The sequence below is a fragment of the Rhodoferax sp. RT4P68 genome, from assembly GCF_056521305.1.
Genome location: NZ_JBWMBB010000013.1, coordinates 37393 through 59820, shown reverse-complemented (window position 1 = coordinate 59820; position 22428 = coordinate 37393). Strand labels below are relative to the sequence as shown.

General features: G+C 67.3%; 21 protein-coding genes and 1 tRNA gene. 19 read left to right on the top strand and 3 right to left on the bottom strand.

Going from position 1 to position 22428, the window contains the following annotated elements; genetic code table 11:
• Window positions 1–29: 29 nt before the first annotated feature.
• A complete protein-coding gene (locus tag AC099J_RS24235) occupies window positions 30–1328 on the top strand; it encodes a DUF2254 domain-containing protein (protein WP_479617859.1) in 1299 nt (432 codons plus the stop codon).
• Here AC099J_RS24235 and ppsR read toward each other — a convergent pair.
• Entirely contained in the window at window positions 1322–2143 is an 822-nt protein-coding gene (gene ppsR / locus AC099J_RS24230; RefSeq protein ID WP_479617858.1) for a posphoenolpyruvate synthetase regulatory kinase/phosphorylase PpsR, read from the bottom strand. The genes AC099J_RS24235 and ppsR overlap by 7 nt on opposite strands.
• A gap of 232 nt (window positions 2144–2375) precedes the next feature.
• Here ppsR and ppsA point away from each other — a divergent pair, with 232 nt between their 5' ends.
• The 18 genes from ppsA to AC099J_RS24140 all read left to right on the top strand — a co-directional run bounded on the left by ppsA (window position 2376) and on the right by AC099J_RS24140 (window position 20232).
• Window positions 2376–4766 carry a phosphoenolpyruvate synthase gene (gene ppsA, locus AC099J_RS24225; protein ID WP_479617857.1) on the top strand — a complete coding sequence of 797 codons (2391 nt, stop codon included), beginning with the start codon at window positions 2376–2378 and terminating at the stop codon, window positions 4764–4766.
• A gap of 132 nt (window positions 4767–4898) precedes the next feature.
• On the top strand, window positions 4899–5048 hold the full coding sequence (locus AC099J_RS24220; protein ID WP_479617856.1) for a hypothetical protein: 150 nt from the start codon (window positions 4899–4901) through the stop codon (window positions 5046–5048).
• Between the two features lie 183 nt (window positions 5049–5231).
• Window positions 5232–5528 carry a hypothetical protein gene (locus AC099J_RS24215; RefSeq protein ID WP_479617855.1) on the top strand — a complete coding sequence of 99 codons (297 nt, stop codon included), beginning with the start codon at window positions 5232–5234 and terminating at the stop codon, window positions 5526–5528.
• Between the two features lie 58 nt (window positions 5529–5586).
• A complete protein-coding gene (locus AC099J_RS24210) occupies window positions 5587–6207 on the top strand; it encodes a tetratricopeptide repeat protein (RefSeq protein WP_479617854.1) in 621 nt (206 codons plus the stop codon).
• 111 nt (window positions 6208–6318) lie between these two features.
• The gene (locus tag AC099J_RS24205; RefSeq protein ID WP_479617853.1) at window positions 6319–6579 is read left to right on the top strand and encodes a DUF4212 domain-containing protein; all 261 of its coding nucleotides are present in this window, start codon (window positions 6319–6321) and stop codon (window positions 6577–6579) included.
• A 1-nt stretch (window position 6580) separates the two neighbouring features.
• Window positions 6581–8698, top strand: coding sequence for a sodium:solute symporter family protein (locus AC099J_RS24200; protein WP_479617852.1), 2118 nt, complete (start codon window positions 6581–6583; stop codon window positions 8696–8698).
• Window positions 8699–8792: 94 nt separating this feature from the next.
• Window positions 8793–11033 carry a VC_2705 family sodium/solute symporter gene (locus AC099J_RS24195; protein WP_479617851.1) on the top strand — a complete coding sequence of 747 codons (2241 nt, stop codon included), beginning with the start codon at window positions 8793–8795 and terminating at the stop codon, window positions 11031–11033.
• 93 nt (window positions 11034–11126) lie between these two features.
• Window positions 11127–11501, top strand: a complete 375-nt coding sequence (gene rpsF / locus AC099J_RS24190) for a 30S ribosomal protein S6 (protein WP_479617850.1) — start codon at window positions 11127–11129, stop codon at window positions 11499–11501.
• A gap of 11 nt (window positions 11502–11512) precedes the next feature.
• A complete protein-coding gene (priB, locus tag AC099J_RS24185; RefSeq protein WP_479617849.1) occupies window positions 11513–11794 on the top strand; it encodes a primosomal replication protein N in 282 nt (93 codons plus the stop codon).
• Window positions 11795–11806: 12 nt separating this feature from the next.
• Window positions 11807–12091, top strand: coding sequence for a 30S ribosomal protein S18 (gene rpsR / locus AC099J_RS24180; RefSeq protein ID WP_056186748.1), 285 nt, complete (start codon window positions 11807–11809; stop codon window positions 12089–12091).
• Between the two features lie 12 nt (window positions 12092–12103).
• Window positions 12104–12556, top strand: coding sequence for a 50S ribosomal protein L9 (gene rplI, locus AC099J_RS24175; RefSeq protein WP_479617848.1), 453 nt, complete (start codon window positions 12104–12106; stop codon window positions 12554–12556).
• Window positions 12557–12743: 187 nt separating this feature from the next.
• The gene (gene dnaB, locus AC099J_RS24170) at window positions 12744–14147 is read left to right on the top strand and encodes a replicative DNA helicase (RefSeq protein ID WP_479617847.1); all 1404 of its coding nucleotides are present in this window, start codon (window positions 12744–12746) and stop codon (window positions 14145–14147) included.
• Window positions 14147–15100, top strand: coding sequence for a threonine/serine dehydratase (locus AC099J_RS24165; RefSeq protein ID WP_479617846.1), 954 nt, complete (start codon window positions 14147–14149; stop codon window positions 15098–15100). Before dnaB ends, AC099J_RS24165 begins: the two co-directional genes overlap by 1 nt.
• A 16-nt stretch (window positions 15101–15116) precedes the next feature.
• Entirely contained in the window at window positions 15117–16439 is a 1323-nt protein-coding gene (gene serS, locus AC099J_RS24160) for a serine--tRNA ligase (RefSeq protein WP_479617845.1), read from the top strand.
• A 54-nt stretch (window positions 16440–16493) separates the two neighbouring features.
• Window positions 16494–16583 (top strand) — tRNA-Ser (locus AC099J_RS24155).
• 138 nt (window positions 16584–16721) lie between these two features.
• On the top strand, window positions 16722–17486 hold the full coding sequence (locus tag AC099J_RS24150; RefSeq protein WP_479617844.1) for a crotonase/enoyl-CoA hydratase family protein: 765 nt from the start codon (window positions 16722–16724) through the stop codon (window positions 17484–17486).
• A gap of 163 nt (window positions 17487–17649) precedes the next feature.
• On the top strand, window positions 17650–18387 hold the full coding sequence (phbB, locus tag AC099J_RS24145) for an acetoacetyl-CoA reductase (protein ID WP_479617843.1): 738 nt from the start codon (window positions 17650–17652) through the stop codon (window positions 18385–18387).
• A 144-nt stretch (window positions 18388–18531) separates the two neighbouring features.
• A complete protein-coding gene (locus AC099J_RS24140) occupies window positions 18532–20232 on the top strand; it encodes a cation:proton antiporter domain-containing protein (RefSeq protein ID WP_479617842.1) in 1701 nt (566 codons plus the stop codon).
• A 66-nt stretch (window positions 20233–20298) separates the two neighbouring features.
• Here AC099J_RS24140 and AC099J_RS24135 read toward each other — a convergent pair whose 3' ends face one another.
• Together AC099J_RS24135 and AC099J_RS24130 are read right to left on the bottom strand one after the other, a co-directional pair.
• Window positions 20299–21585: a c-type cytochrome gene (locus AC099J_RS24135; RefSeq protein WP_479617841.1), complete on the bottom strand. Its 1287-nt coding sequence runs from the start codon at window positions 21583–21585 to the stop codon at window positions 20299–20301.
• A complete protein-coding gene (locus tag AC099J_RS24130; protein WP_479617840.1) occupies window positions 21582–22346 on the bottom strand; it encodes a c-type cytochrome in 765 nt (254 codons plus the stop codon). The genes AC099J_RS24135 and AC099J_RS24130 overlap by 4 nt, the downstream gene beginning before the upstream one ends.
• Between the last annotated feature and the right edge of the window lie 82 nt (window positions 22347–22428).

Sequence of the window (22428 nt, the reverse complement as noted above, 5' to 3'; positions counted from 1 at the left end):
CGCCACCCCTGCGCACTGCCGCCATCACCATGCTTGCACGACCGCAGCGACTCTGGACCGAACTGCGCCAACAGCTCTGGTTCAAGCCGGCCTGGTGGGGCGTGGTCGCCACGCTGGTGGCGTTGGGGGCCGCGCTGGCCAACCAGTTCGTGTCCGACGACGCGCTGCCCGATGTCGAGCAGGAGACGCTGCAGGGTCTCTTGACGATCCTCGCGTCGAGCATGCTCACGGTCAGCACGTTCTCGCTGTCCATCCTCGTCCAGGCTTTTTCCTCTGCGGCGGGCAGTGCCACGCCGCGCGCGTTGCGGGTCATCACGGCCGACGACAACGCGCAGACGGCGATCGCCACCTTCATCGCGGCATTCATCTACGCGGTGATCGCGCTGCTCGCGCTGGGCGTTGGCTACTACGGGGCGGCCGGGCGGTTCGTGCTGCTGCTGTTCACGATCGCCGTGATGCTGCAGGTGATCGTCATGCTGATCCGCTGGATCCGCACGCTGTCTCTTCTGGGTCGCATGGGCCACACCGTCGAGCGCGTCGAAGCGGCAGCGCGTGCGGCCCTGCGCGCCTATTGGAAGGCCCCTACCATGGGCGGGCAGCCCTTGCACGGGGACGATGCGCCGCCCGGCACGCCGGTGACTGCGCAGTCCACCGGTTACGTGCATCACCTGGACATGGAGGCCCTGCAAGAGCAGGCGAAGGCGTTGGATGTGCGCGTGTACCTGCGCGCACGACCCGGCGCATTCGTCGTGCGCGGGCAGCCGCTGGCGGTGCTGGTCCACGCCACGTCCAGCGCCACTGCGGTGGACGAGGAGGGCATGAAGGCCCTCGGCGCGGCCATCGAAGTCGGCGCCGACCGCAGCTTCGACCAGGACCCACGGTTCGGACTGTTGGTGCTCAGCGAGATCGGCCAGCGCGCACTGTCCCCAGCTGTCAACGACCCCGGCTCGGCCATCATGGTGGGCGGTGCCATCACGCGCGCGCTCGTGGACACGTGGCTGGAGGCGCAGCAGGACGACGGCAAGAACGCGCCCGGCTGTCCCCTGGTTTTCGTGCCCGTGCTCGATGAAGCCGACCTGGTGCGCGATGCATTTGCGCCGCTGCAGCGCGATGCCGGCGCCAACAACGATGTGCAGACGCGCGTCATCAAGCTGCTGGACGCCATTGCCTCGTCGACCGGCGGCGCACTGGCAACCGAGTCACGCCGCCTGGCCTGGCGCGGCTGGCGCGTGGCGCGCGAGAGCATGGTGCTGGACGACGAGCGCGCCGCTCTGGAGCAATTGGCGCGCCGGGTGGCCGGCGAGCAGGTGGCCGGCAAGGCTCAGTAGCTCAGCCGCTCCGGCCGGATCTCCTGCAGGATCGTCGTCGCGATCTCCTCGATCGACTTGGTCGTGGTGCTCAGCCAGCGGATGCCGCTGCGCCGCATCATGGATTCGGCCTCTGACACTTCCATGCGGCAGTTTTCGATGGACGCATAGCGCGAGTTCGGCCGGCGCTCGTTGCGGATTTCGCTGAGGCGTTCCGGCTGGATCGTCAGGCCGAAGATCTTGGGGCGGTGCGGCATCAGCGCCGGCGGCAGTTGCTGGCGCTCGAAGTCTTCCGGGATCAGCGGATAGTTGGACGCTTTCAGCCCGTACTGCATGGCCAGGTAAAGCGAGGTGGGCGTCTTGCCGCTGCGGCTGACGCCGACCAGGATCACGTCGGACTGCTGCAGGTCGCGGTCGGACTGGCCGTCATCGTGCTCCAGCGAGAAATTGATGGCGGCGATGCGGTCGTGGTAAGCCTGGCTTTTGCTGATGTCGGAAAAGCGCCCCACGCGGTGGTGCGACTTGATGCCGAGTTCGACTTCCAGCGGCCGCACGAAGGTGCCGAACATGTCCAGCAGCATGCCCTGGCAGTTGGCCTCGAAAAAGTGCAGCACCTCCATGTTGACGATGGTGGTGAACACCAGCGGCTTGCGGCCTTCGACTTCAGCTGCGTGGTTGATCTGGCGCACTGCCTGGTGCGCCTTGTCGATGCTGTCGATGAAGGGCAGGCGCACGTGGCGCGACTTCATGTCGAACTGCGCGAGGATGGCGTTGCCGAACGTCTCGGCGGTGATGCCCGTTCCGTCGGAAATGAAGTACACGGTGCGGGTCGTCATGCAGGGTCTCCAAGGTCTTCGCTCCATTTTGCAGGAATCGTGCCGGCTTTCCGGACTACACCGTCTTCGCGACACGGCCCCTACAATCCGGCCCGATGTACAGGATTTCAGCCATGTCGCCGGCGCACACAAAGCAACAACACCCAAGTTGCGCCGCACACATGGGCCGCCGCCCGGGAGTGGTTCTCCGGGCAGGGCGCGCAGACCCGGTTTCAACCTTTGGAGCTTTCCCATGTCTGCACTTTTTAGCCCGACCGCCCTGGTCGTTCCGTTTGAGAACCTGAGAATGAGCGACGTCGAGGCCGTCGGCGGTAAAAACGCCAGCCTCGGCGAGATGATCTCGCAGCTGCCTACGGGCGTGCGCGTGCCTACGGGCTTTGCGACCACGGCCCACGCCTTCCGCCAGTTCCTGGCGCATGAGGGCCTCACCGAAAAGATCAGCGCCCGGCTGACCACGCTGGACACCGAAGACGTGCGCGCGCTTGCCGTCGCGGGCGCCGAGATCCGCGGCTGGATCGAAGCCCAGCCGTTTCCCGCTGACCTCGAACAGGCAGTGCGCGACGCATTCGCCACGCTGTCCGGCGGGCAGGACCAAGCGAGCTTCGCGGTGCGCTCGTCGGCCACGGCCGAAGACCTGCCGGACGCTTCGTTTGCCGGCCAGCAAGAGACCTTCCTGAACGTCGTCGGCATCGAGGACGTGCTGCACAAGATGAAGGAAGTGTTCGCCTCGCTCTACAACGACCGGGCCATCAGCTACCGCGTGCACAAGAATTTCGCGCATGACGTGGTCGCGCTGTCGGCCGGCGTGCAGCGCATGGTGCGCTCGGACCTGGGCGCCGCCGGCGTGATGTTCACGATCGACACCGAGTCTGGCTTCGACCAGGTGGTGTTCGTCACGTCCAGCTACGGGCTGGGTGAGACGGTGGTGCAGGGCGCCGTCAACCCCGATGAGTTTTACGTGCACAAGCCCATGCTGAAAGCTGGCAAGAAGGCCGTGATCCGCCGCAACCTAGGCAGCAAGCTGATCCAGATGGAGTTCTCCACCGCGGCCGAGAAGGCCGCCAGTGGCAAGCTGGTCAAGACCACCGACGTGCCGACCGAGCAGCGCAACCGCTATTCGCTGAGCGATGCCGATGTCGAGCAACTGGCGCGCTACGCGCTGGTGATCGAGGAGCATTACGGGCGCCCGATGGACATCGAGTGGGGCAAGGACGGCGGTGATGGCCATCTCTACATCCTGCAGGCCCGCCCCGAGACGGTGAAGAGCCAGCAGCAAGGCAAGGCCGAGTTGCGCTACAAGCTCAAGGGCAAGAGCAATGTGCTGGCCGAAGGCCGCGCCATCGGCCAGAAGATCGGCACCGGCCCCGTCCGCATGGTGCACAACATCAGCCAGATGGACGAGGTGCAGCCCGGTGATGTGCTGGTCACCGACATGACCGACCCCAACTGGGAACCTGTCATGAAGCGCGCCAGCGCCATCGTGACCAACCGGGGCGGACGCACCTGCCACGCCGCCATCATTGCGCGCGAGCTGGGCATCCCGGCGGTGGTGGGTTGCGGCGACGCGACCGAGAAGCTCAAGACCGGCACGCTGGTCACCGTCAGCTGCGCCGAGGGCGACACGGGCCGCGTCTACGACGGCTTGCTGGAGGCCGAGATCACCGAAGTCGAGCGCGGCGTCATGCCCAAGATCGCCACCAAGATCATGATGAACGTGGGCAACCCGCAGCTGGCCTTTGACTTCTGCCAGTTGCCCAACGATGGTGTGGGCCTGGCGCGGTTGGAGTTCATCATCAACAACAACATCGGCGTGCACCCGAAGGCCATCCTCGACTACCCGAACGTCGACGCCGACCTGAAGAAGGCCGTCGAGTCCGTGGCCCGTGGCCATGCCTCGCCGCGTGCTTTCTACGTCGACAAGGTGGCCGAGGGTGTGGCCACCATCGCTGCCGCCTTCTGGCCCAAGCCGGTGATCGTGCGCCTGTCCGATTTCAAGTCCAACGAGTACCGCAAGCTGATCGGCGGCAGCCGCTACGAGCCCGAGGAAGAGAACCCCATGCTGGGCTTCCGTGGTGCGGCACGCTACATCAGCGCCGAGTTCGGCGAGGCTTTCGCCATGGAATGCCAGGCCATCAAGCGCGTGCGCATCGACATGGGGCTCAACAACGTGCAGGTCATGGTGCCCTTCGTGCGCACCTTGAAGCAGGCCGAGAAAGTGACCGACCTGCTGGCGCACCACGGCCTCAAGCGCGGGCAGGACGACCTCAAGATCATCATGATGTGCGAGGTGCCCAGCAACGCCATCCTGGCCGACGAGTTCCTGCAGTTCTTCGATGGTTTCTCCATTGGCTCCAACGACCTCACGCAGCTGACGCTGGGCCTGGACCGCGATTCCGGCCTGGAACTGCTGGCCGCCGATTTCGACGAGCGCGATCCGGCCGTGCAGGCCATGCTGAGCCGTGCCATCAAGGCGTGCAAGGCGCAGGGCAAGTACGTCGGCATCTGCGGCCAGGGGCCCAGTGACCACCCTGACTTCGCGCAGTGGCTGGCCGACCAGGGCATCGAATCGATCTCGCTGAATCCCGACAGCGTGGTGGCGACCTGGCAGCGGTTGGCGGGCTGATCCCTGCCACCGCGCGTCGAGATGGTGAGTGCGCATCGCATTGCGTACGGCCGTGCGTTGATTCACGATTGACTCGGTTTGAGAGCAGCAGGGCAAGAGCGGGGCGCTCCCACGGCGCCACAATCTGCGCCCATGCTCCCACCACCCATTCGGCTGTTGTTGTTGCTACCGATGTGTGTGGGGTGGGTGGCGCCCAACTTCTTCCTCTGGGTGTTCGTGCTGGGTCTGATCGCAGCCGCCCTGTGGTTTGCGCATCTAGTCCTCAAGTTGATCTTTGGCTGACACGGCCTGTGCACCAGCGCTTTCAATGACTGCCGCTGGCGCAGAGCCGTGCCGAAGGCGGCGCGCTCAGCTTGCTCGGTGTCAACCCTCTTGGGACTTCCCCGGGCCTCGCGTCAATGGTGTGAATTTGTAAGCCGTTGGTAAGCGCGGCGCGAAGAATGGCGGCAACTTCGGAGCCCCCGGATGCTGCTGCTGGTCTCGTCCGTCAAGCTGATCGCTGAAATCGCCCTGCTGGCGCTGCTCGGCCAGTGGGTCGTCGGTCTGCTGGCCGGCAACCGCAAGCAAGACAACCTGTTCTACCAAGTGCTGGCCACGGTTGGCAGGCCGTTCGTGCGTCTGGCGCGCTGGGTGTCGCCCCGCGTGGTGTTGGACCGCCATGTGCCGCTTGTGGCCTTTCTGCTGTTGAGCTTCGTCTGGCTGGTCGCCACGGTCACCAAGATCCAGACCTGCCTGCGCATCGGGATCGCGCTGTGCCAATGACCATCGCCCGCTCGCTTCATGAGGTCTGTGCCGCAGTGCCTGGCGCAAAGGGCTTTGCATGACCCATCCTTTTTCTTCCACCAGCGCGCCTACCCTTCGCACGCCCTGGGCCGAGCGCCTGAACGCGGCCTGCCTGCGCCTGCAGTCGCGCGCGTTGCTGGTGCTTGGCAAGCGGCGCGCGGCGCTGGCCCGGTTTGAACGCTTGCTGGCCCTGGCCCCGCGCGACCGCCACGCACTGGCCAGCCGCGCCCATGTGCTGGCCGAACTGGGCGAACCAGACGCGGCCATCGCGGCCCACCGCGCCTTGCTGCAGGCGCACCCCGACGACGCAGCGGCCTTGTTCAACCTGGGCTTCATGCTGGAAGAGGCGGGCCTGCTCGACGAAGCCGAGGTCACGTTGCGCCGCGCGGTCGCGCTGCAGCCCACGCTCGACCGCGCCTGGTACGGACTCGGCCTGGTGCTGATCCGCCTGGGCCGCCTGGACGAGGCGGCCCAGGCCTTGCGCAAGAACACCGAACTGCAGCCCATGAGCCCGTACGGCTGGTACCAGCTGGCCCGGGTTCATGTCGAGCGGGAGCGACCGGATGAGGCGGCGAAGATCATTCGCCACCTTCATCGGTTCGAGCCCAAAGTGGCCGCCCAGCTGGAACGCGAGACGGGTCTGCGCACGGAGCAGTGAGTCGAGCGACCGGCGGACGGCAGTTGAAGGACGCGGCCCGGAGGCAGACCACCCGGGGACAGGTGGTGGCCGCGATATGCCCGTAAGGGCCTTGTTGTTCGTGGAGGCATCGTGCAACTGACCGACCGACACCGCCAGTACTGGCAAAAGAACCTCAGGATCACGGCGATCCTGCTGGTGATCTGGTTCCTCGTGACCTTCGTCGTGGGCTTCTTCGCCCGCGATCTCAACTTCACCTTCTTCGGCTGGCCGTTCAGCTTCTGGATGGCGTCGCAGGGCGCGCTCGTCGTGTACTGCGTGATCATCTGGTACTACGCGCGCTACATGGGCCGACTCGATGAAGAGTACGGCGTCGCAGAAAGCGAGGACTGACATGGCTGGCATGTTCGGATCTGACGGCGGCACCAATACGGCTGCCTCCAACCGCGCGTTCAAGGACCAGCTCAATAAGATTTACGGCTGGTACGTGGGTGGCTTCCTGGTGTTCGTGGTGGCGCTGGCCATCCTGGAGCAGATGGGCCTGCCGCGCCGGTGGATCGGCTTCACCTTTCTGCTGGCCACCATCGGCCTGTATGCCGGCATCGGCATCATGAGCCGCACCACCGATGCGGCCGAGTACTACGTGGCCGGCCGCCGCGTGCCGGCCATCTACAACGGCATGGCGACGGGCGCCGACTGGATGAGCGCGGCCTCGTTCATCGGCATGGCCGGCACGCTCTACCTGACGGGCTACGGCGGGCTGGCCTTCATCATGGGCTGGACCGGCGGCTACTGCCTGGTGGCGCTGTTCCTGGCGCCCTACCTGCGCAAGTTCGGCCAGTTCACGATCCCCGACTTTCTGGGCGAGCGCTACGGTGGCAACCTGCCGCGGTTCATCGGCATCCTGGCGGCCATCCTGTGCTCCTTCACCTATGTGGTGGCGCAGATCTACGGCGTGGGGCTGATCACCTCGCGCCTGACGGGTGTAGCGTTCGAGCTGGGCATCTTCCTGGGCCTGGGCGGCATCCTGGTGTGCAGCTTCCTGGGAGGCATGCGCGCCGTGACCTGGACGCAGGTGGCGCAGTACATCATCTTGATCATTGCCTACATGATCCCGGTGGTCTGGCTCGGCGTGAAGCAGACCGGCATGCCGGTGCCGCAGATCTCCTACGGCTACCAGCTGCAGAAGGTGACCGAGCAGGAGAAGCGCCTGACCAGCGACCCCAAGGAGCTGGAAGTGCGCGCCATCTACAAGCAGCGCTCCGACGCCCTGGCCGAGAAGATCAAGAACCCCGGCCCGTCGCTGGCAGCAGACCGTGCTGCGGCAGAAAAGCGGGTGGCCGACCTCAAGGCCGCCAACTCCCCCGCCGCCGAGCTGACGGCCGCCGAGACGGCGCTGGCCGCTGTGCCGACAGACGAAGCCGCCGCCGTGCGCGCGTGGACGGCGGCCAAGACCGGCGCCGACACCCGATCGCGGCCGCTGGCCGGCATGCCGCCGCACGCGGCGCAGTTCGCGGGCGACCCGAACGGCGACGCGGCGGCCAAGACGGCCTACGACACCTCACGCCGCAACTTCCTGGCGCTGGTGTTCTGCCTGATGGTGGGCACGGCTGCGCTGCCGCACATCCTGATGCGCTACTACACCGTGCCCAGCGTGAAGGAGGCGCGCCAGTCGGTCGCCTGGTCGCTGTTCTTCATCTTCCTGCTGTACTTCACCGCGCCAGCGCTGGCGGTGCTGGTCAAGTACGAGGTGTTCACGGCGGTGGTGGGCACGCCGTTTGCGCAGTTGCCGGCCTGGGTCGCGTCCTGGAGCCAGGTCGATCCCACCCTGCTGTCGGTGACCGACATCAACAAGGACGGCATCCTGCAGCTGGGCGAGATGAGCATCGGCGGCGACATCGTGGTGCTGGCCACGCCGGAGATCGGCGGGCTGCCCTACGTCGTCTCCGGTCTGGTGGCGGCCGGTGGCCTGGCGGCGGCGCTGTCCACTGCCGACGGCCTGCTGCTGACGATTGCCAACGCGCTGAGCCACGACCTGTACTACAAGATGATCGACCCGAACGCGTCCACCAAGCGCCGCGTCACCATCTCCAAGGCACTGCTGCTGGTCGTGGCTCTCGCAGCCGCCTATGTGGCCGCGCAGAAACCGGCGGACATCCTGTTCCTGGTCTCCGCTGCGTTCTCGTTCGCGGCGGCGGCGTTCTTCCCGGCCCTGGTGCTGGGCATCTTCTGGAAACGCACCACCGGCATTGCCGCGTCGCTCGGCATGGTCGCGGGCCTGGGGGTCACCGTCTACTACATGGTGACCACCCAACCCTGGCTGCGCGGCATGTTCGGCGTGACCTCGCCGGTCGAGCTCTGGTGGGGCATCCAGCCCATCTCGGCGGGCCTGTTCGGCGTGCCGGTCGGCTTCGCGGTGATCCTGCTGGTCAGCCTGGTCACGCCGGCGCCAAACCGGCAGATCCAGGAGCTGGTCGAGCATGTACGCTACCCCAGCCTGAAAGCGGCGTAGCGCGAGGACGGAGCGGGCCGCCCGGCCCGCACCGCCAGGGCGCCCTGCGGGGCGCTTTTTTGTTGAGCGGGCTGCGTGCTGCAGCCGGGAGGAGATGCGGTTGTTGCGAGGCGTGCTGTTGTCGTTGTGGGCGCTGTTGGCTTTCGGGCCGGCCTGGTTCGCCCGCGACCTGAACCTGACGGTGGCCGGCTGGCCGCTGAACTACTGGCTCTGCGCGCAGGGCGCGGTGCTCGGGTTCATCGCCATCGTGGTCGTGTACGCGCGTGCTAGGCCCGACCGCCTCCCTTTTGCCACCGACGGGCGGCTGCACCGCATCTTCGGGTTGTACGTGCTGTGCCTGTTGCTGTTCCTGGCCGGCATGGCGCTGGCCGAGCGCGCCGGCCTGCCACGCGCGTGGATCGGCGGCATCTTCCTGTTCTCCAGCCTGGCGCTGTACGCCGGCATCGGGATCTTCTGCCGCACGTCGGACGCCAACGAGTACTACGTCGCCGGCCGCCGCGTGCCGCCGGTCTACAACGGCATGGCCACAGCCGCAGACTGGATGAGCGCGGCCTCGTTCATCAGCCTGTCGGGCGGTCTGTACCTGCAGGGCTTTTCCGGCTCGGAAACGCAGGCCGGCGGGCTGGCCTACATCCTGGGCTGGACGGGCGGCTTCTGCCTGGTCGCGCTGCTGATCGCCCCGGCGCTGCGCCGCGCCGAGATCTACACCGTACCGGACTACTTCGCCGTGCGCTTCGGTGGCCGCTGGCCGCAGTTGCTGGCGGCGCTGGCCGCGGTGCTGTGCTCCTTCACCTACGTGGTCGCGCAGATCTACGGCGTGGGGTTGATCACCTCGCGGCTGACTGGCGTGCAGTTCGAGATCGGCATCCTGCTCGGCCTCGGTGGCGTGCTGGTCTGTTCTTTTCTGGGTGGCATGCGGGCCGTGACCTGGACCCAGGTCGCGCAGTACGTCATCTTGATCCTGGCCTTCATGATCCCGGTCTCCTGGCTGGCCTACAAGCAGCTGGGCAACCCATTGGCGCCGCTGGTCTACGGGCCGCAAATGGGGAAGATCGCCGCGATGGAGCGCGCGCTGCACGACTCGCCGGCCGAGCAGGCGGTGTTGGCCGAGTACGCGCGCCGGGCGGCAACCTACGCCGTCATGCTGCAGGACGTGCCGGCCGCGCTGTTGCGCGAGCGCCAGGCCGCGCGCGAACGCGTCCTGCAGTTGCGCCGGCAGGAGGCGCCGCACGCCGTGCAGCAGGCCGCCAGCCGCGCGCTGGCGGCCCTGCCAGTCAGCGTGCAGGCCGCGCGCGAGCGCTGGACCCGTGCGCGGGCCGACAACCTGGAGCGTGCCCGCCCGCTTGCCGGCGTGGCACCGATGAGCCTGCCGTTCGCCGGCGATCCCGCCGGCACGCCAGCTGAGCGCGCAGCCTTCGAAGGGTCGCGGCTGAACTTCATGGCCTTGATGTTCTGCCTGATGCTGGGCACGGCCGGCCTGCCGCATCTGCTGACGCGCTTTTTCACCACCACCTCGGCCGCGACGGCGCGCAGCTCGGTGGCCTGGTCACTGCTGTTCATCGCCTTGCTCTACGTTGCCGCGCCTGCGCTGGCAGTGCTGGTCAAGTACGAGGTGCTGAGCGAATTGGTCGGCAAGAGCTTCGACACGCTGCCAGCCTGGATCGCGCAATGGGCGCAGGTGGACCCTGCCCTGATCTCGGTGGCCGACGTGAATGGCGACCGGCTGCTCCAGTTTGCCGAGATCCGGATCGGTGCGGACATCATCATGCTGGTCACGCCGGAGCTGGGTGGTCTGCCGTACGTCGTGTCCGGCCTGGTGGCGGCCGGCGGGCTGGCGGCCGCGTTGTCCACCGCCGACGGCCTACTGCTGACCATGGGCAACGCCATTGCCCACGACATTTACCTGAAGAGCCGCAAGCAGCGTGTGAGTGCCATCTACGGCGTGGTGTTCTCCAAGTTCGCGCTGCTGATGGTGGCACTGGCGGCGGCCTATGTGGCGGCATTGCGCTCGGCTGACATCCTGGTGTTGGTGTCCGCTTCGTTCTCGCTCGCGGCCTCAACGTTCTTTCCTGCGCTGGTGGCCGGCATCTTCTGGCCGCGCGCGTCGCGTGCCGGGGTCGTTGCGGGCATGCTGGCCGGTGCCGGCACCACGCTGGCCTACATGCTGCTGCACACCGCCACCGTGCGCGCGGCGCTGGGCTTGAGTGGCCACGGACTGTGGTTCGGCATCCAGCCCGTGTCGGCCGGCGTCTTCGGCGTCGCGGCCAGCGCCGTCATGATCGTGGCCGTGAGTCTGGCCGCGCGGCAGGGCCCACTTGGCAAGGCTGGCGGGTAGCGGGCTATAATCGCCGGCTTTGCCTTGCCACACCGCCTTGGATCATCCGCAGATCCTGGACGCAGCGGGTGGCTTTAACCTCAAGGAGAGTCCATGCGTCATTACGAGATCATTCTCATGATCCACCCGGATCAGAGCGAACAAGTGCCCGCCATGCTGGAGCGCTACAAGTCCATGATCACCAACGGCGGTGGCAAGATCCATCGCGTGGAAGACTGGGGCCGTCGTCAGCTGACCTACATGATCAACAAGCTGGCCAAGGCGCACTACCTGTGCGTGAACATCGAGGCCGATCAGGCCGTGATGGCCGAACTCGAGCACGCGTTCAAGTTCAACGACGCCGTGCTGCGCCACCTGACGGTGCAGTTGAAGAAGGCCGAAACCGGCCCGTCGTCGATGATGAAGACCGTCGAGCGCGAAGAAGCGCGCAAGACGCAGCAGGCCGAGTTCGCATCGCAGCGGGACTGAACCAGCTGCACTTGACGGCCCGTATCGCAGAGGTCAAGGCCCTGCGCTACACACCGTCCGGCATCCCCGTCCAAGATCTGGTGCTCGAACACGAGTCAGAGATCGAAGAGGCAGGGCAAGTCCGGCAGGTCAAGGCCACGATCAAGGCAGTCGCTTTCGGCGCGGTGGCCGAGAGAATGCGTCAAACCACCGTCGGCAGTAGCTGGCGGTTCGACGGATTCATCGCCAACCAGCGCGTCGGCAAGAGCGTCGTTCTGCACGTGCAAGAGTTTCAACCAGATTCAACAGATTGACAGGAGCCCACCATGGCTGGACCCAGGCGTTTCAATAACAAGGACAAGCGTCCCAAGCGCAACACGCAATCGCTTCTGTTCAAGCGCAAGCGCTTTTGCCGCTTCACGGTGACCGGCGTCGAGCACATCGACTACAAGGACATCGACACGCTGCGCGATTTCATTGCCGAGAACGGCAAGATCATCCCCGCGCGACTGACAGGCACCCGTGCCTTCTTCCAGCGTCAGCTGAACACGGCCATCAAGCGTGCGCGTTTCCTCGCCATGCTGCCGTACAGCGACCAGCACCGCATCTAAGGAAAGCCGAACATGCAAATCATTCTGCTCGACAAGGTTGTGAACCTGGGCAACCTGGGCGAGATCGTCAAGGTCAAGGACGGCTACGCGCGCAATTTCCTGATCCCCTCCGGCCGCGCCCGTCGCGCCACCGAGACGGCCAAGAAGGAGTTCGAAGCCCGCCGCGTGGAACTGGAAAAGGCCGCAGCTGCCAAGCTGGCCGAGTCGCAGGCCCAAGGCGAAAAGCTGGCCGGTACCGCCGTCAAGCTGACGCAGAAGGCTGGCGTCGATGGCCGGTTGTTCGGCTCCGTCACCAACGCCGACGTTGCCGAAGAGCTGAACAAGCTCGGCTACAAGGTCGTCAAGTCGCAAGTGCGCATGCCGAACGGCCCGATCAAGAATGTCGGCGACAGCACGGCCAGCGTGGCCCTGCACACCGACGTCGTGGTCGAGATCAACGTGTCGGTCTACGGCGAAACGGCCTGATCCGTTTTCCGTGACACGAGCCGCCAGGCGCAAGCCCGGCGGCTTTTCTTTTGGGGCTGCCCAAGCGCTGGGTTCTGCACAGGCAGCGGCTGCAAAATCACCGCTGCTCCACCGCTTATGCACAGGCTTGTCCCATGACGCGGACAGCCCCGCGCCGTAGCATCCGCCGTTTCGCCTGAGGGTCTCCATGTCCGCCCTGTACACCATCGACGACGATCCGCAGGATCGCCAGATCGCCCAGTTGCGCGTGCCTCCGCACTCCATCGAGGCCGAGTCCAGCGTGTTGGGCGGGCTGCTGCTGGACAACACCGCCTGGGACCGCGTGGGCGACCTGCTCAAGGACAACGACTTCTACCGCTACGAGCACCGGCTGATCTTCGGCTCCATCCGCGACCTGGTGAACGGCGACAGGCCGGCCGACGTGATCACCGTGTTCGAGCAGTTGCAGTCGGTCGGCAAGGCCGACGACATCGGCGGGCTGGCTTACCTGAACTCGCTGGCGCAGTTCGTTCCCAGCGCCAGCAACATCCGGCGCTACGCCGAGATCGTGCGCGAGCGCGCCATCCTGCGCAAACTGGTCACCGCCAGCGACGAGATCGCCACCAGCGCTTTCAGCACCCAGGGCCGCGCGGTCGAAAAAATCCTGGACGAAGCCGAGCAGAAGATCTTCAACATCGGCGAAGAGGGCGCGCGCAACAAGCAGGGCTTCCAGGGCATGGACAGTCTGGTGGTCAACCTGCTGGACCGCGTACAGGAGATGGCCGACAACGACAACGACATCACGGGCGTGCCCACCGGCTTTGCCGATCTGGACCGCATGACGTCGGGTCTGCAGGCCGGCGACATGATCGTGCTGGCGGCACGCCCGTCCATGGGCAAGACCGCGTTCGCAGTCAACATCGCCGAGCATGTAGCGCTGCACGAAGGCCTGCCGGTCGCCATCTTCTCGATGGAAATGGGCGCGGCCCAGCTGGCTGTGCGGATCGTCGGCTCGATCGGCCGCATCGACCAGGGGCACCTGCGCACCGGCAAGCTGACCGATGACGAATGGCCGCGGCTGACCGAGGCGATCGAGAAGCTGCGCACCATCTCGCTGCACATCGACGAGTCACCGGGCCTCACGTCCAGCGAGCTGCGCGCCAACTCGCGCCGGCTGGCGCGCCAGTGCGGCAAGCTGGGCCTGATCGTGGTGGACTACCTGCAGCTGATGAGCGGCTCCAGCGGCGGCAGCGACGAGAACCGTGCAACGGAGTTGGGTGAAATCTCGCGTGGCCTGAAGATGCTGGCGCGCGAGCTGCAGTGCCCGGTGATTGCGCTGTCCCAGCTCAACCGCAGTGTCGAGACCCGGCCCGACAAGCGCCCGATGATGAGCGACCTGCGCGAATCCGGCGCCATCGAGCAGGACGCCGACATCATCATGTTCATCTACCGCGACGAGTACTACACCAAGGACGCCTGCAAGGAGCCGGGCGTCGCCGAAATCATCATCGCCAAGCAGCGTAACGGCCCGACCGGCACCGTCAAGCTCGCCTTCTTGCGCAACATCACCAAGTTCGAGAGCCTGGCCGCAGGTTCCGAAGGCGGCTACTGATGGAGGCGACCGTCCACCGTGCCGACATCGAGGCCGCAGCCACACGGCTGCAGCAAGGCCCCGCGAATTTCCTGCGGCAAACGCCGCTGTGGCGCCTGACCGGCGCGCAGCTGGGCATCGATTGCGCCGAGGTCTGGCTCAAGCTGGAGCAGTTGCAGGTGTCGGGCAGCTTCAAGGCCCGCGGCATGTTGCACCGCTTGCTGGCGCAGCCGATTCCCGCCAGTGGCGTGGTCGTTGCCTCCGGCGGTAACGCCGGCATCGCGACCGCCGCAGCCGCACAGGCCCTGGGCGTGCGCTGCGAGGTCTTCGTGCCCACCATCAGCGCGCCCGCCAAGCAGGCGCGGCTGCGCGCGTTGGGGGCTGAGCTGTTCGTCGTGGGCGAGGCCTACGCCCAGGCGCTGGCGGCCTGCCTGGCGCGCCAACAGGAGACGGGCGCGCTGCTGACCCATGCCTACGACCAGCCCGAGGTGGTCGCCGGCGCCGGCACGCTCGCGCGCGAGATCGAGCAGCAGGCCGGCGCATTGCCCGACAGTCTGCTCGTCAGCGTGGGCGGCGGTGGGTTGATCGGCGGCATCGCGGCCTGGTGTGAAGACCGCGCGCGCGTGGTGGCGCTGGAGCCTGCGCTGGCGCCCACCCTATTCCGTGCGCGCGAAGCCGGCGCGCCGGTCGATGTCGACGTGGCCGGCATCGCCGCTGACGCATTGGGTGCGCGCCGCATCGGCGCGATCTCGTGGGACATCACGGAGCGCCATGTGCACACCGCGCTGCTGCTGGACGACGACGCCATCCGCGACGCGCAGCGGTGGCTGTGGCGCGAATTGCGTTTGGCCGTCGAACCGGCGGCCGCCCTCGGCCTGGCGGCCCTGCGCTGCGGCGCCTACTGCCCGCAGCCCGGCGAGCGCGTGGGCCTGATCATCTGCGGCGGCAACGTCGACCCGGCCACCTTGGCCTGAAATTTAGAATCCCACGATGCTGGACATCAACCTACTTCGCAAAGACCTGGATTCGGTCGTCGCGCGTCTCGAACAACGCAAGAGCCCCCAACCCTACCTGGACGTTGCCGCCTTCAAAGCGCTGGAGGCCGAGCGCAAGAGCCTGCAGACGCGCACCGAAGAGCTGCAGGCACGGCGCAACAGTCTCTCCAAGCAGATCGGTCAGCTCAAGTCCAAGGGCGAGAGTGCCGACGCCGTGATGGCCGAAGTCAACGCCCTGAAGGCCGAGCTCGACGCTTCGGCCGCGCGCTTGGACCAGTTGCAGCCGGAACTGCACGCCCTGCTGCTGGCCGTGCCCAACCTGCCGCACACCAGCGTGCCGGTGGGCGCCGACGAGCGCGGCAACGTCGAGCTGCGCCGCTGGAGCCCCTCGGGCCAGGACCCCCAGCTGCTAAGCTTCACGCCGCGCGACCACGTCGACCTGGGCACGCCGCTGGGGCTCGATTTCGAGATGGGCGTCAAGCTCGCGGGCGCGCGCTTCACCGTCATGAAAGGCCCGATCGCCCGCCTGCACCGCGCGCTCGCGCAGTTCATGCTGGACCTGCAGACGCAGCAGCACGGCTACACCGAGTGCTATGTGCCCTATGTGGTCAACGCCGAGACGCTGCAGGGCACCGGCCAGCTGCCCAAGTTCGAGGGCGATCTGTTCGCCGCGAAGAAGGGTGGCCAGGAGGGCGAGGAGGTGCCCGACCACACCGCGCTCTACCTGATCCCCACCAGCGAAGTGCCGCTGACCAACTTCGTGCGCGACGAGATCGTGCCGCTGGACCAGCTCCCGATGCGCCTGACCGCGCACACGCCGTGCTTTCGCTCGGAAGCCGGCAGCGCCGGGCGCGACACGCGTGGGCTGATTCGCCAGCACCAGTTCGACAAGGTCGAGATGGTGCAGATCGTGCACCCCGACAAGAGTTACGAAGCGCTGGACGAGATGACCGGCCATGCCGAGGCCGTGCTGAAAGCGCTGGGCCTGCCGTACCGCGTGATGTGCCTGTGCACCGGCGACATGGGCTTTGGCGCCACGCGCACGCACGATCTGGAGGTCTGGCTGCCGGCGCAGAACACCTACCGCGAGATCAGCTCGGTGTCGAACTGCGAGGCCTTCCAGGCGCGGCGGCTGCAGGCACGCTTCAAGAACGCGCAGGGCAAGAACGAGTTGCTGCACACGCTGAACGGCTCTGGCCTGGCCGTGGGCCGTGCGCTGGTGGCAGTGCTGGAGAACCACCAGAACGAGGACGGCTCGGTCAGCATTCCCGAAGCCTTGCGCCCGTATCTGGGCGGTCTTGCGCGTTTGTCCTGCTAGAATCGCGGGCTTCGCAACCCGGGTCGACCACCGGGATCGCCACGCAGAATTTCAGGAGAGGTGGCAGAGTGGTCGAATGTACCTGACTCGAAATCAGGCGTAGGGGCGACCCTACCGTGGGTTCGAATCCCACCCTCTCCGCCAGCCAGCAAGCCCCGTGAACCTCGTGTCCACGGGGCTTTTTGCTGGGGGGCCGCCGGTGTGCGCCCTGTCGCCCCGGTAACAGCGCCGTGCGCGAAAGATCTGAAACTCGGCGCTCTTACGGAGCAAAAGGAGTTTTCGATGGCAGACAGCTTGCAGACCGAAGTGCGCGGCAACGTGCTGGTCATGACGATCCACCGGCCGGAGGCGCGCAACGCCATGGACCAGGCCACCGCCCACGCCCTGGCCGCCGCGCTCGACGAACTCGACGCCCGCGACGACCTGCGCTTGGGCATCGTCACCGGTGGCGGCGGCACCTTCTGCTCGGGCATGGACCTCAAGGGTTTTCTGCGGGGCGAGCGGCCCAGTGTCGAGGGCCGCGGCTTCGGCGGATTGACCGAGCGCCCGCCGCGCAAGGTGCTGATCGCCGCCGTCGAGGGCTACGCGCTGGCCGGTGGCTTCGAGCTGGTGCTGGCCTGCGACCTCGTCGTGGCCTCCCGGGCGGCCAAGTTTGGCTTGCCCGAAGTCAAACGCGGGCTCGTGGCGTCGGCCGGTGGGCTGATGCGGCTGCCGCGCCGCATCCCGTTCCACGTCGCCATGGAATACGCGCTCACCGGCGAGATGCTGGACGCCGAGCGCGCTCACGGTTTTGGCCTCGTGAACCGGCTGACCGAGCCGGGCCAGGCATTGGAGGAGGCCCTGAAGTTCGCCGCCGTCGTGGCCGCCAACGGCCCGCTGGCTGTTGCCACCAGCAAGCGCATCGTGACCGAGTCGGCGGACTGGAGCCGTGAGGAGATGTTCGCGCTGCAGCGGCCGATCGCGGCACCGGTGTTCACCTCGACCGATGCGCGCGAAGGATCGGCCGCATTCGCGGAAAAACGCGCGCCCAACTGGACCGGCCGCTGAGAGCGTGCGGCTCCGTGCACCGACTTCAGGCGCTGGCGTACCCCACAGGATGCGCCGCGTCCTTACAAATGCTTAACCCTTCAGTGTTTTCCGCAGGGCGTGGGCTGTGTCACTTTCGGTACAGTTCCCGGTAGGTCATTCGCACCTATAACGGAGAATTTACATGACACAAAAGATCGCTTACGTTACCGGCGGCATGGGCGGCATCGGCACCGCCATCTGCCGGCGTATGCACAAGGAGGGCTTCAAGGTCATCGCCGGCTGCGGCCCCACGCGTGACCACGCCAAATGGATCGCCGAGCAGGCGGCCGAGGGCTACACCTTCTACGCATCGGCAGGCAACGTAGGCGCCTGGGATTCCACGGTCGAGGCCTTCACCAAGGCCAAGGCCGAGCACGGCAGCATTGACGTGCTGGTCAACAACGCCGGCATCACCAAGGACCGCATGTTCATCAAGATGACACGCGAGGACTGGGACACCGTCATCGAAACCAACCTGAATAGCATGTTCAATGTCACCAAGCAAGTGGTGGCGGACATGGTGGAGAAGGGCTGGGGCCGCATCATCAACATCTCGTCGGTCAACGGCGAAAAGGGCCAGGCCGGCCAGACCAACTACTCGGCCGCCAAGGCCGGCATGCACGGTTTCACGATGGCGCTGGCGCAAGAGCTGGCAGGCAAGGGCGTGACGGTCAACACCGTGAGCCCGGGCTACATCGGCACCGACATGGTCAAGGCCATCCGCCAGGACGTGCTGGACAAGATCGTCGCCACCATCCCGGTCAAGCGTCTGGGCCAGCCTGAAGAGATCGCCTCCATCATCGCGTGGCTGGCGTCCGAAGAAGGTGGCTATTCCACCGGCGCCGACTTCTCGGTGAACGGCGGCCTGCACATGGGCTGACGCCGGACGGCCCCACATCCGGGGCTGCCCGCCCACCCCGAAACCCGCTGCGGCGGGTTTTTTTTCGCCTGCGCGAACGGGTGCCGCGTCGGTACAGTAAATTGACTTGGACATTCCCGCGCGTTGCAACCAGAAGCCCACCCCATGCCCCACAGCGTTTCCCTGATCAGCACCGTGGCGGCCGGCCTCGGTCTGGCGCTGATCTTCGGGATGCTGGCGGCGCGCTTGCGGCTGCCCGCGCTGGTGGGCTACCTGCTCGCCGGGGTGGTGATCGGGCCGTTCACACCCGGCTTCGTGGCCGATGCCGATATCGCCGCCCAACTGGCCGAGATCGGTGTGATGCTGCTGATGTTCGGCGTGGGCCTGCATTTCTCGCTGGACGATCTGCTGGCCGTGCGCAAGATCGCGCTGCCTGGCGCTGTGGTGCAGATGGCGGTGGCCACGGCCCTGGGCATGGGCCTGGCCTGCTGGTGGGGCTGGAACCTGGGCGGCGCACTGGTGTTCGGCCTGTCCCTGTCGGTCGCCAGCACGGTGGTGCTGTTGCGCGCGCTGGAGAGCCGCGGCCTGCTCGACACCTTCAACGGCCGCATTGCAGTGGGCTGGCTGGTGGTCGAAGACCTGGCCATGGTGTTGGTGCTGGTGCTGCTGCCACCCCTGGGCGGATGGCTGGCCGGCAGCGAGGCGACCGACCTGCGCGAGTTGGCCCATACGCTGGGCGTCACGCTGTTGCAGGTGGGCCTGTTTGTCGGGTTGATGCTGGTGGTCGGCCGGCGCCTGTTCCCGTGGCTGCTCTGGCAGGTGCAGCGCACCGGCTCGCGCGAGCTGTTCACGCTGTGCGTGGTGGCGGCGGCTGTCAGCATCGCCGTGGGGTCGACAGCGCTGTTCGGCGTGTCGTTCGCCCTGGGCGCGTTCTTTGCCGGCATGGTCATGCGCGAATCCGAATTCAGCCACCGCGCGGCAGAAGAGTCGCTGCCGCTGCGCGACGCCTTCGCCGTGCTGTTCTTCGTCTCGGTCGGCATGCTGTTCGACCCCTGGGTGCTGATCGAGCGGCCGCTGCAGGTGCTGGCCGTCGTCGGCGTCATCGTGGTGGGCAAGTCCATTGCCGCTGCTGCGCTGGTGCTGGCCTTCCGCTACCCGCTGAATACGGCGCTCACGGTGTCGGCCAGCCTGGCGCAGATCGGCGAGTTCTCGTTCATCCTGGTCGGCCTGGGGGCCTCCCTGGGCCTGCTGCCACCCGAGGGGCAAAGCCTGGTGCTGGCCGGCGCGCTGATCTCCATTGCGCTGAACCCGGCCGCCTTCTACTGCGCCGAGCCCATGCAGCGCTGGATCCTCGCACGCTCGCCGCTGGCCCGCCGCATGGAGGCGCGTGACGATCCCATGGCCGAGTTGCCGTTGCACACCGAACAGAAATACCTGGCGCGCCAGGTGGTGCTGGTGGGCTATGGCCGTGTCGGCAGTCGCATCGCCGCCGCCATGCAGGCGCACCACATCCCCTTCGTCGTGGCCGAGCAGAACCGCGAGACCGTCGAGCGGCTGCGCGGAGAAGGCATGGCCGCGGTGTTCGGCGATGCGTCCGAGCCGGCCACGCTGATCCAGGCCCACATCGCCCGCGCGCGCATGCTGGTCATCGCCACGCCCGATTCGCTGAACGTGCGCCAGATGATCGGCGTGGCGCGCGCGCTGAACCCTGCCATCGAGATCGCCGTGCGCACCCACAGCGAGACCGAGGCGCGCCTGCTGAACGAAGAGCAGGCGGGCCGGGTGTTTCTGGGTGAGCAGGAGCTGGCCCAGTCGATGGCGCGCCACGTGGTCGAGCGCACCACGGCCGGTGTGTCGGCGCACTGAGCGCAATTCAGCTCGCTCACCGCGCTCACCGCGCCTGCAGCGCCAGCAGCGCGCGATGCGGTCCGCTCAAGGCGGCGTCGTCGAACGCAGCCGGTTCACATCGAGTTCGCTGACCGCCGGCGCGCTGTTGCCCCAGGCGCCGCGCACATGCGTCAACACCGCCGCGATCTCGCTGTCGGGCAGCGCCAGCACAAAGGGCTGCATGCCGAATGGGCGCGGATTGCCGGCCGTGGCCGGCGCGAAACCGCCGTGCAGTACCACTTGCACCAGGTTCGCCGTGGACGCCATGGTCACGGCGCGGTTGCCCGCCAGCGACGGATAGAGGCCGCCAGCGCCCTGGCCGTCCGCACCATGGCACTGCGCGCAATGCTGCTCGTAGCGCTTGGCGCCGAGTGTGGCGACCGCGGCGGGCGGCGCGATGCGCTGGGGGGCCGGGCTGGCCGGCGACTGCGGCAGGCTCTTGAGGTAGCCGGCCATGGCCGACAGGTCGGCATCCGTCAGATGCTGGGTGCTGCGCAGCACCACCTCGGCCATCGGGCCGCTGACCCAGCCACGTGGCGACACGCCCTTTTGCAGCAGCGCGACCACGTCGGCCAGAGGCCAGTCGGCCACGCCGGCTTCGCTGGGTGAGGTCAACGCTGGCGCATACCAGTTCTGCATCGGAATCAGGCCGCCGGACAACGCCTGGCGGTCGTCCGTCGCGCCCCAGGTGTTGCGGGCGCTGTGGCAGGCCGCACAGTGGCCCAGGCCCTGCACCAGGTAGGCGCCGCGGTTCCATTCCGCGGACTGCGCCGCATTGGGCTGGAACTCGCCGGCGCGAAAGAACAGCGCCCGCCACACGGCCAGCGCCGCCTGCTGGTCGTACGGCCAGCGCAGCGCGTGCGCGCGGTTCGGCTCGGGGCTGGCCGGCAGGCTCTGCAGGTAAGCGAACAGCGCATCGGAATCCCCGCGCGTCACCTGCGTGAAGCTGGTGTACGGAAACGCCGGGTACAGCAGCCTTCCATCACGTGACCGTCCATGGTGCAGCGCGCGCCAGAACGCGGTGGACGACCAGGCGCCCAGGCCGTGTTCGCGGTCGGGGGTGAGGTTGCTGCCGTACAGCGTGCCGAACGGCGTCTGAAGGGCCGCACCCCCGGCGTACGGCGTGCCGCCCCGGCTCGTATGGCAGGCCGCGCAGTTGCCGGCCTGGGCCAGGTAGGCGCCACGGGCGATCTGCGCCGGGGTCGCGGGCACGGCCGGCCCGGCGGCGGACAGATCGGGCTCGCCCCGCACGTTCAGCCACCAGACCAGCGCGGCACCGGCGGCGAGCAACACGGCCAGCAGCGCGGCTGCCTGCAGTAGGCGGCGGCTCATGGCACGGCTCCCAATTCAGGCGCACTGCCGCACGGAATGCGCGGCACTTGTGCGGGCCAGGCCGGCGCCTGGGCCACAGCCTTGGCCTGTGCCGGCAACGGCTGTGCGGCCAGCCAGCCAGACACGGCGGCCACGTCTTCATCCGGCAGGCGCCGGGCGATGTCGGCCATGCAATCGGGCGCATGGGCCCGGCGTTCCTGCGTCTTCCAGGCGCCGAGCTGGCCATTCAGATAGTCGCGCGGCAGCCCGAGCAGGCCGGGCACGTGGGGCGCCACGCCGGTCAGCGCCGTGCCATGGCACTGCGCGCAGGCCGGCAAGCCGCGCGCCGCATCGCCCTGCTGCACCAGCTGCTGGCCGCGCTGCAGCTGCTGCGCCGTGGCGCCGGTGCGCGCAGGCGGCGGATACGGCAGGTCTAGCGCAGAAAAGTAACCGGCAATCTCGCGCAGGTAGTCGTCGCTCAGCAAGTCGACCATGCGCGTCATCGGGCCGTAGTGGCGCCTGCCATCGCGAAAGTTCACGAGCTGGTGGTACAGATAGCCGGCCGGCTTGCCTGCGATGCGCGGGTAATAGCCATCGGCCGCGGCGCGCCCGGCAGGGCCGTGGCAGACGGTGCAGGCCACCATGCGCTGGGCCATGCTGTCTTCGATGGTGGGCGGGGCCGCTGCGGCGGGGGCCGCCAGCAGCGTGAGGGGCAGGGCGGCGGCGAGCAATGGGTTGCGCAATGCGCGCAGGCAGGAGATGGCATTCACGCTGTCGATCATGCCGCATGCGTGGGCGGCCAGACAGCATCAGATCAGCTGCGGGCGACCGGATCAGCGTCGGCGCCACCACCATGCGCTCGAG

Coding starts and splice junctions, on each gene's coding strand:
- AC099J_RS24165 (WP_479617846.1), top strand. CDS start 14,147: ATGGAGGCGACCGTCCACCGTGCCGACATCGAGGCCGCAGCCACACGG.
- dnaB (WP_479617847.1), top strand. CDS start 12,744: ATGTCCGCCCTGTACACCATCGACGACGATCCGCAGGATCGCCAGATC.
- AC099J_RS24210 (WP_479617854.1), top strand. CDS start 5,587: ATGACCCATCCTTTTTCTTCCACCAGCGCGCCTACCCTTCGCACGCCC.
- AC099J_RS24195 (WP_479617851.1), top strand. CDS start 8,793: ATGCGGTTGTTGCGAGGCGTGCTGTTGTCGTTGTGGGCGCTGTTGGCT.
- AC099J_RS24150 (WP_479617844.1), top strand. CDS start 16,722: ATGGCAGACAGCTTGCAGACCGAAGTGCGCGGCAACGTGCTGGTCATG.
- AC099J_RS24235 (WP_479617859.1), top strand. CDS start 30: ATGCTTGCACGACCGCAGCGACTCTGGACCGAACTGCGCCAACAGCTC.
- AC099J_RS24215 (WP_479617855.1), top strand. CDS start 5,232: ATGCTGCTGCTGGTCTCGTCCGTCAAGCTGATCGCTGAAATCGCCCTG.
- AC099J_RS24220 (WP_479617856.1), top strand. CDS start 4,899: ATGCTCCCACCACCCATTCGGCTGTTGTTGTTGCTACCGATGTGTGTG.
- AC099J_RS24135 (WP_479617841.1), bottom strand. CDS start 21,585: ATGAGCCGCCGCCTACTGCAGGCAGCCGCGCTGCTGGCCGTGTTGCTC.
- AC099J_RS24140 (WP_479617842.1), top strand. CDS start 18,532: ATGCCCCACAGCGTTTCCCTGATCAGCACCGTGGCGGCCGGCCTCGGT.
- AC099J_RS24130 (WP_479617840.1), bottom strand. CDS start 22,346: ATGATCGACAGCGTGAATGCCATCTCCTGCCTGCGCGCATTGCGCAAC.
- serS (WP_479617845.1), top strand. CDS start 15,117: ATGCTGGACATCAACCTACTTCGCAAAGACCTGGATTCGGTCGTCGCG.
- ppsR (WP_479617858.1), bottom strand. CDS start 2,143: ATGACGACCCGCACCGTGTACTTCATTTCCGACGGAACGGGCATCACC.
- ppsA (WP_479617857.1), top strand. CDS start 2,376: ATGTCTGCACTTTTTAGCCCGACCGCCCTGGTCGTTCCGTTTGAGAAC.
- rpsF (WP_479617850.1), top strand. CDS start 11,127: ATGCGTCATTACGAGATCATTCTCATGATCCACCCGGATCAGAGCGAA.
- AC099J_RS24200 (WP_479617852.1), top strand. CDS start 6,581: ATGGCTGGCATGTTCGGATCTGACGGCGGCACCAATACGGCTGCCTCC.
- rplI (WP_479617848.1), top strand. CDS start 12,104: ATGCAAATCATTCTGCTCGACAAGGTTGTGAACCTGGGCAACCTGGGC.
- rpsR (WP_056186748.1), top strand. CDS start 11,807: ATGGCTGGACCCAGGCGTTTCAATAACAAGGACAAGCGTCCCAAGCGC.
- phbB (WP_479617843.1), top strand. CDS start 17,650: ATGACACAAAAGATCGCTTACGTTACCGGCGGCATGGGCGGCATCGGC.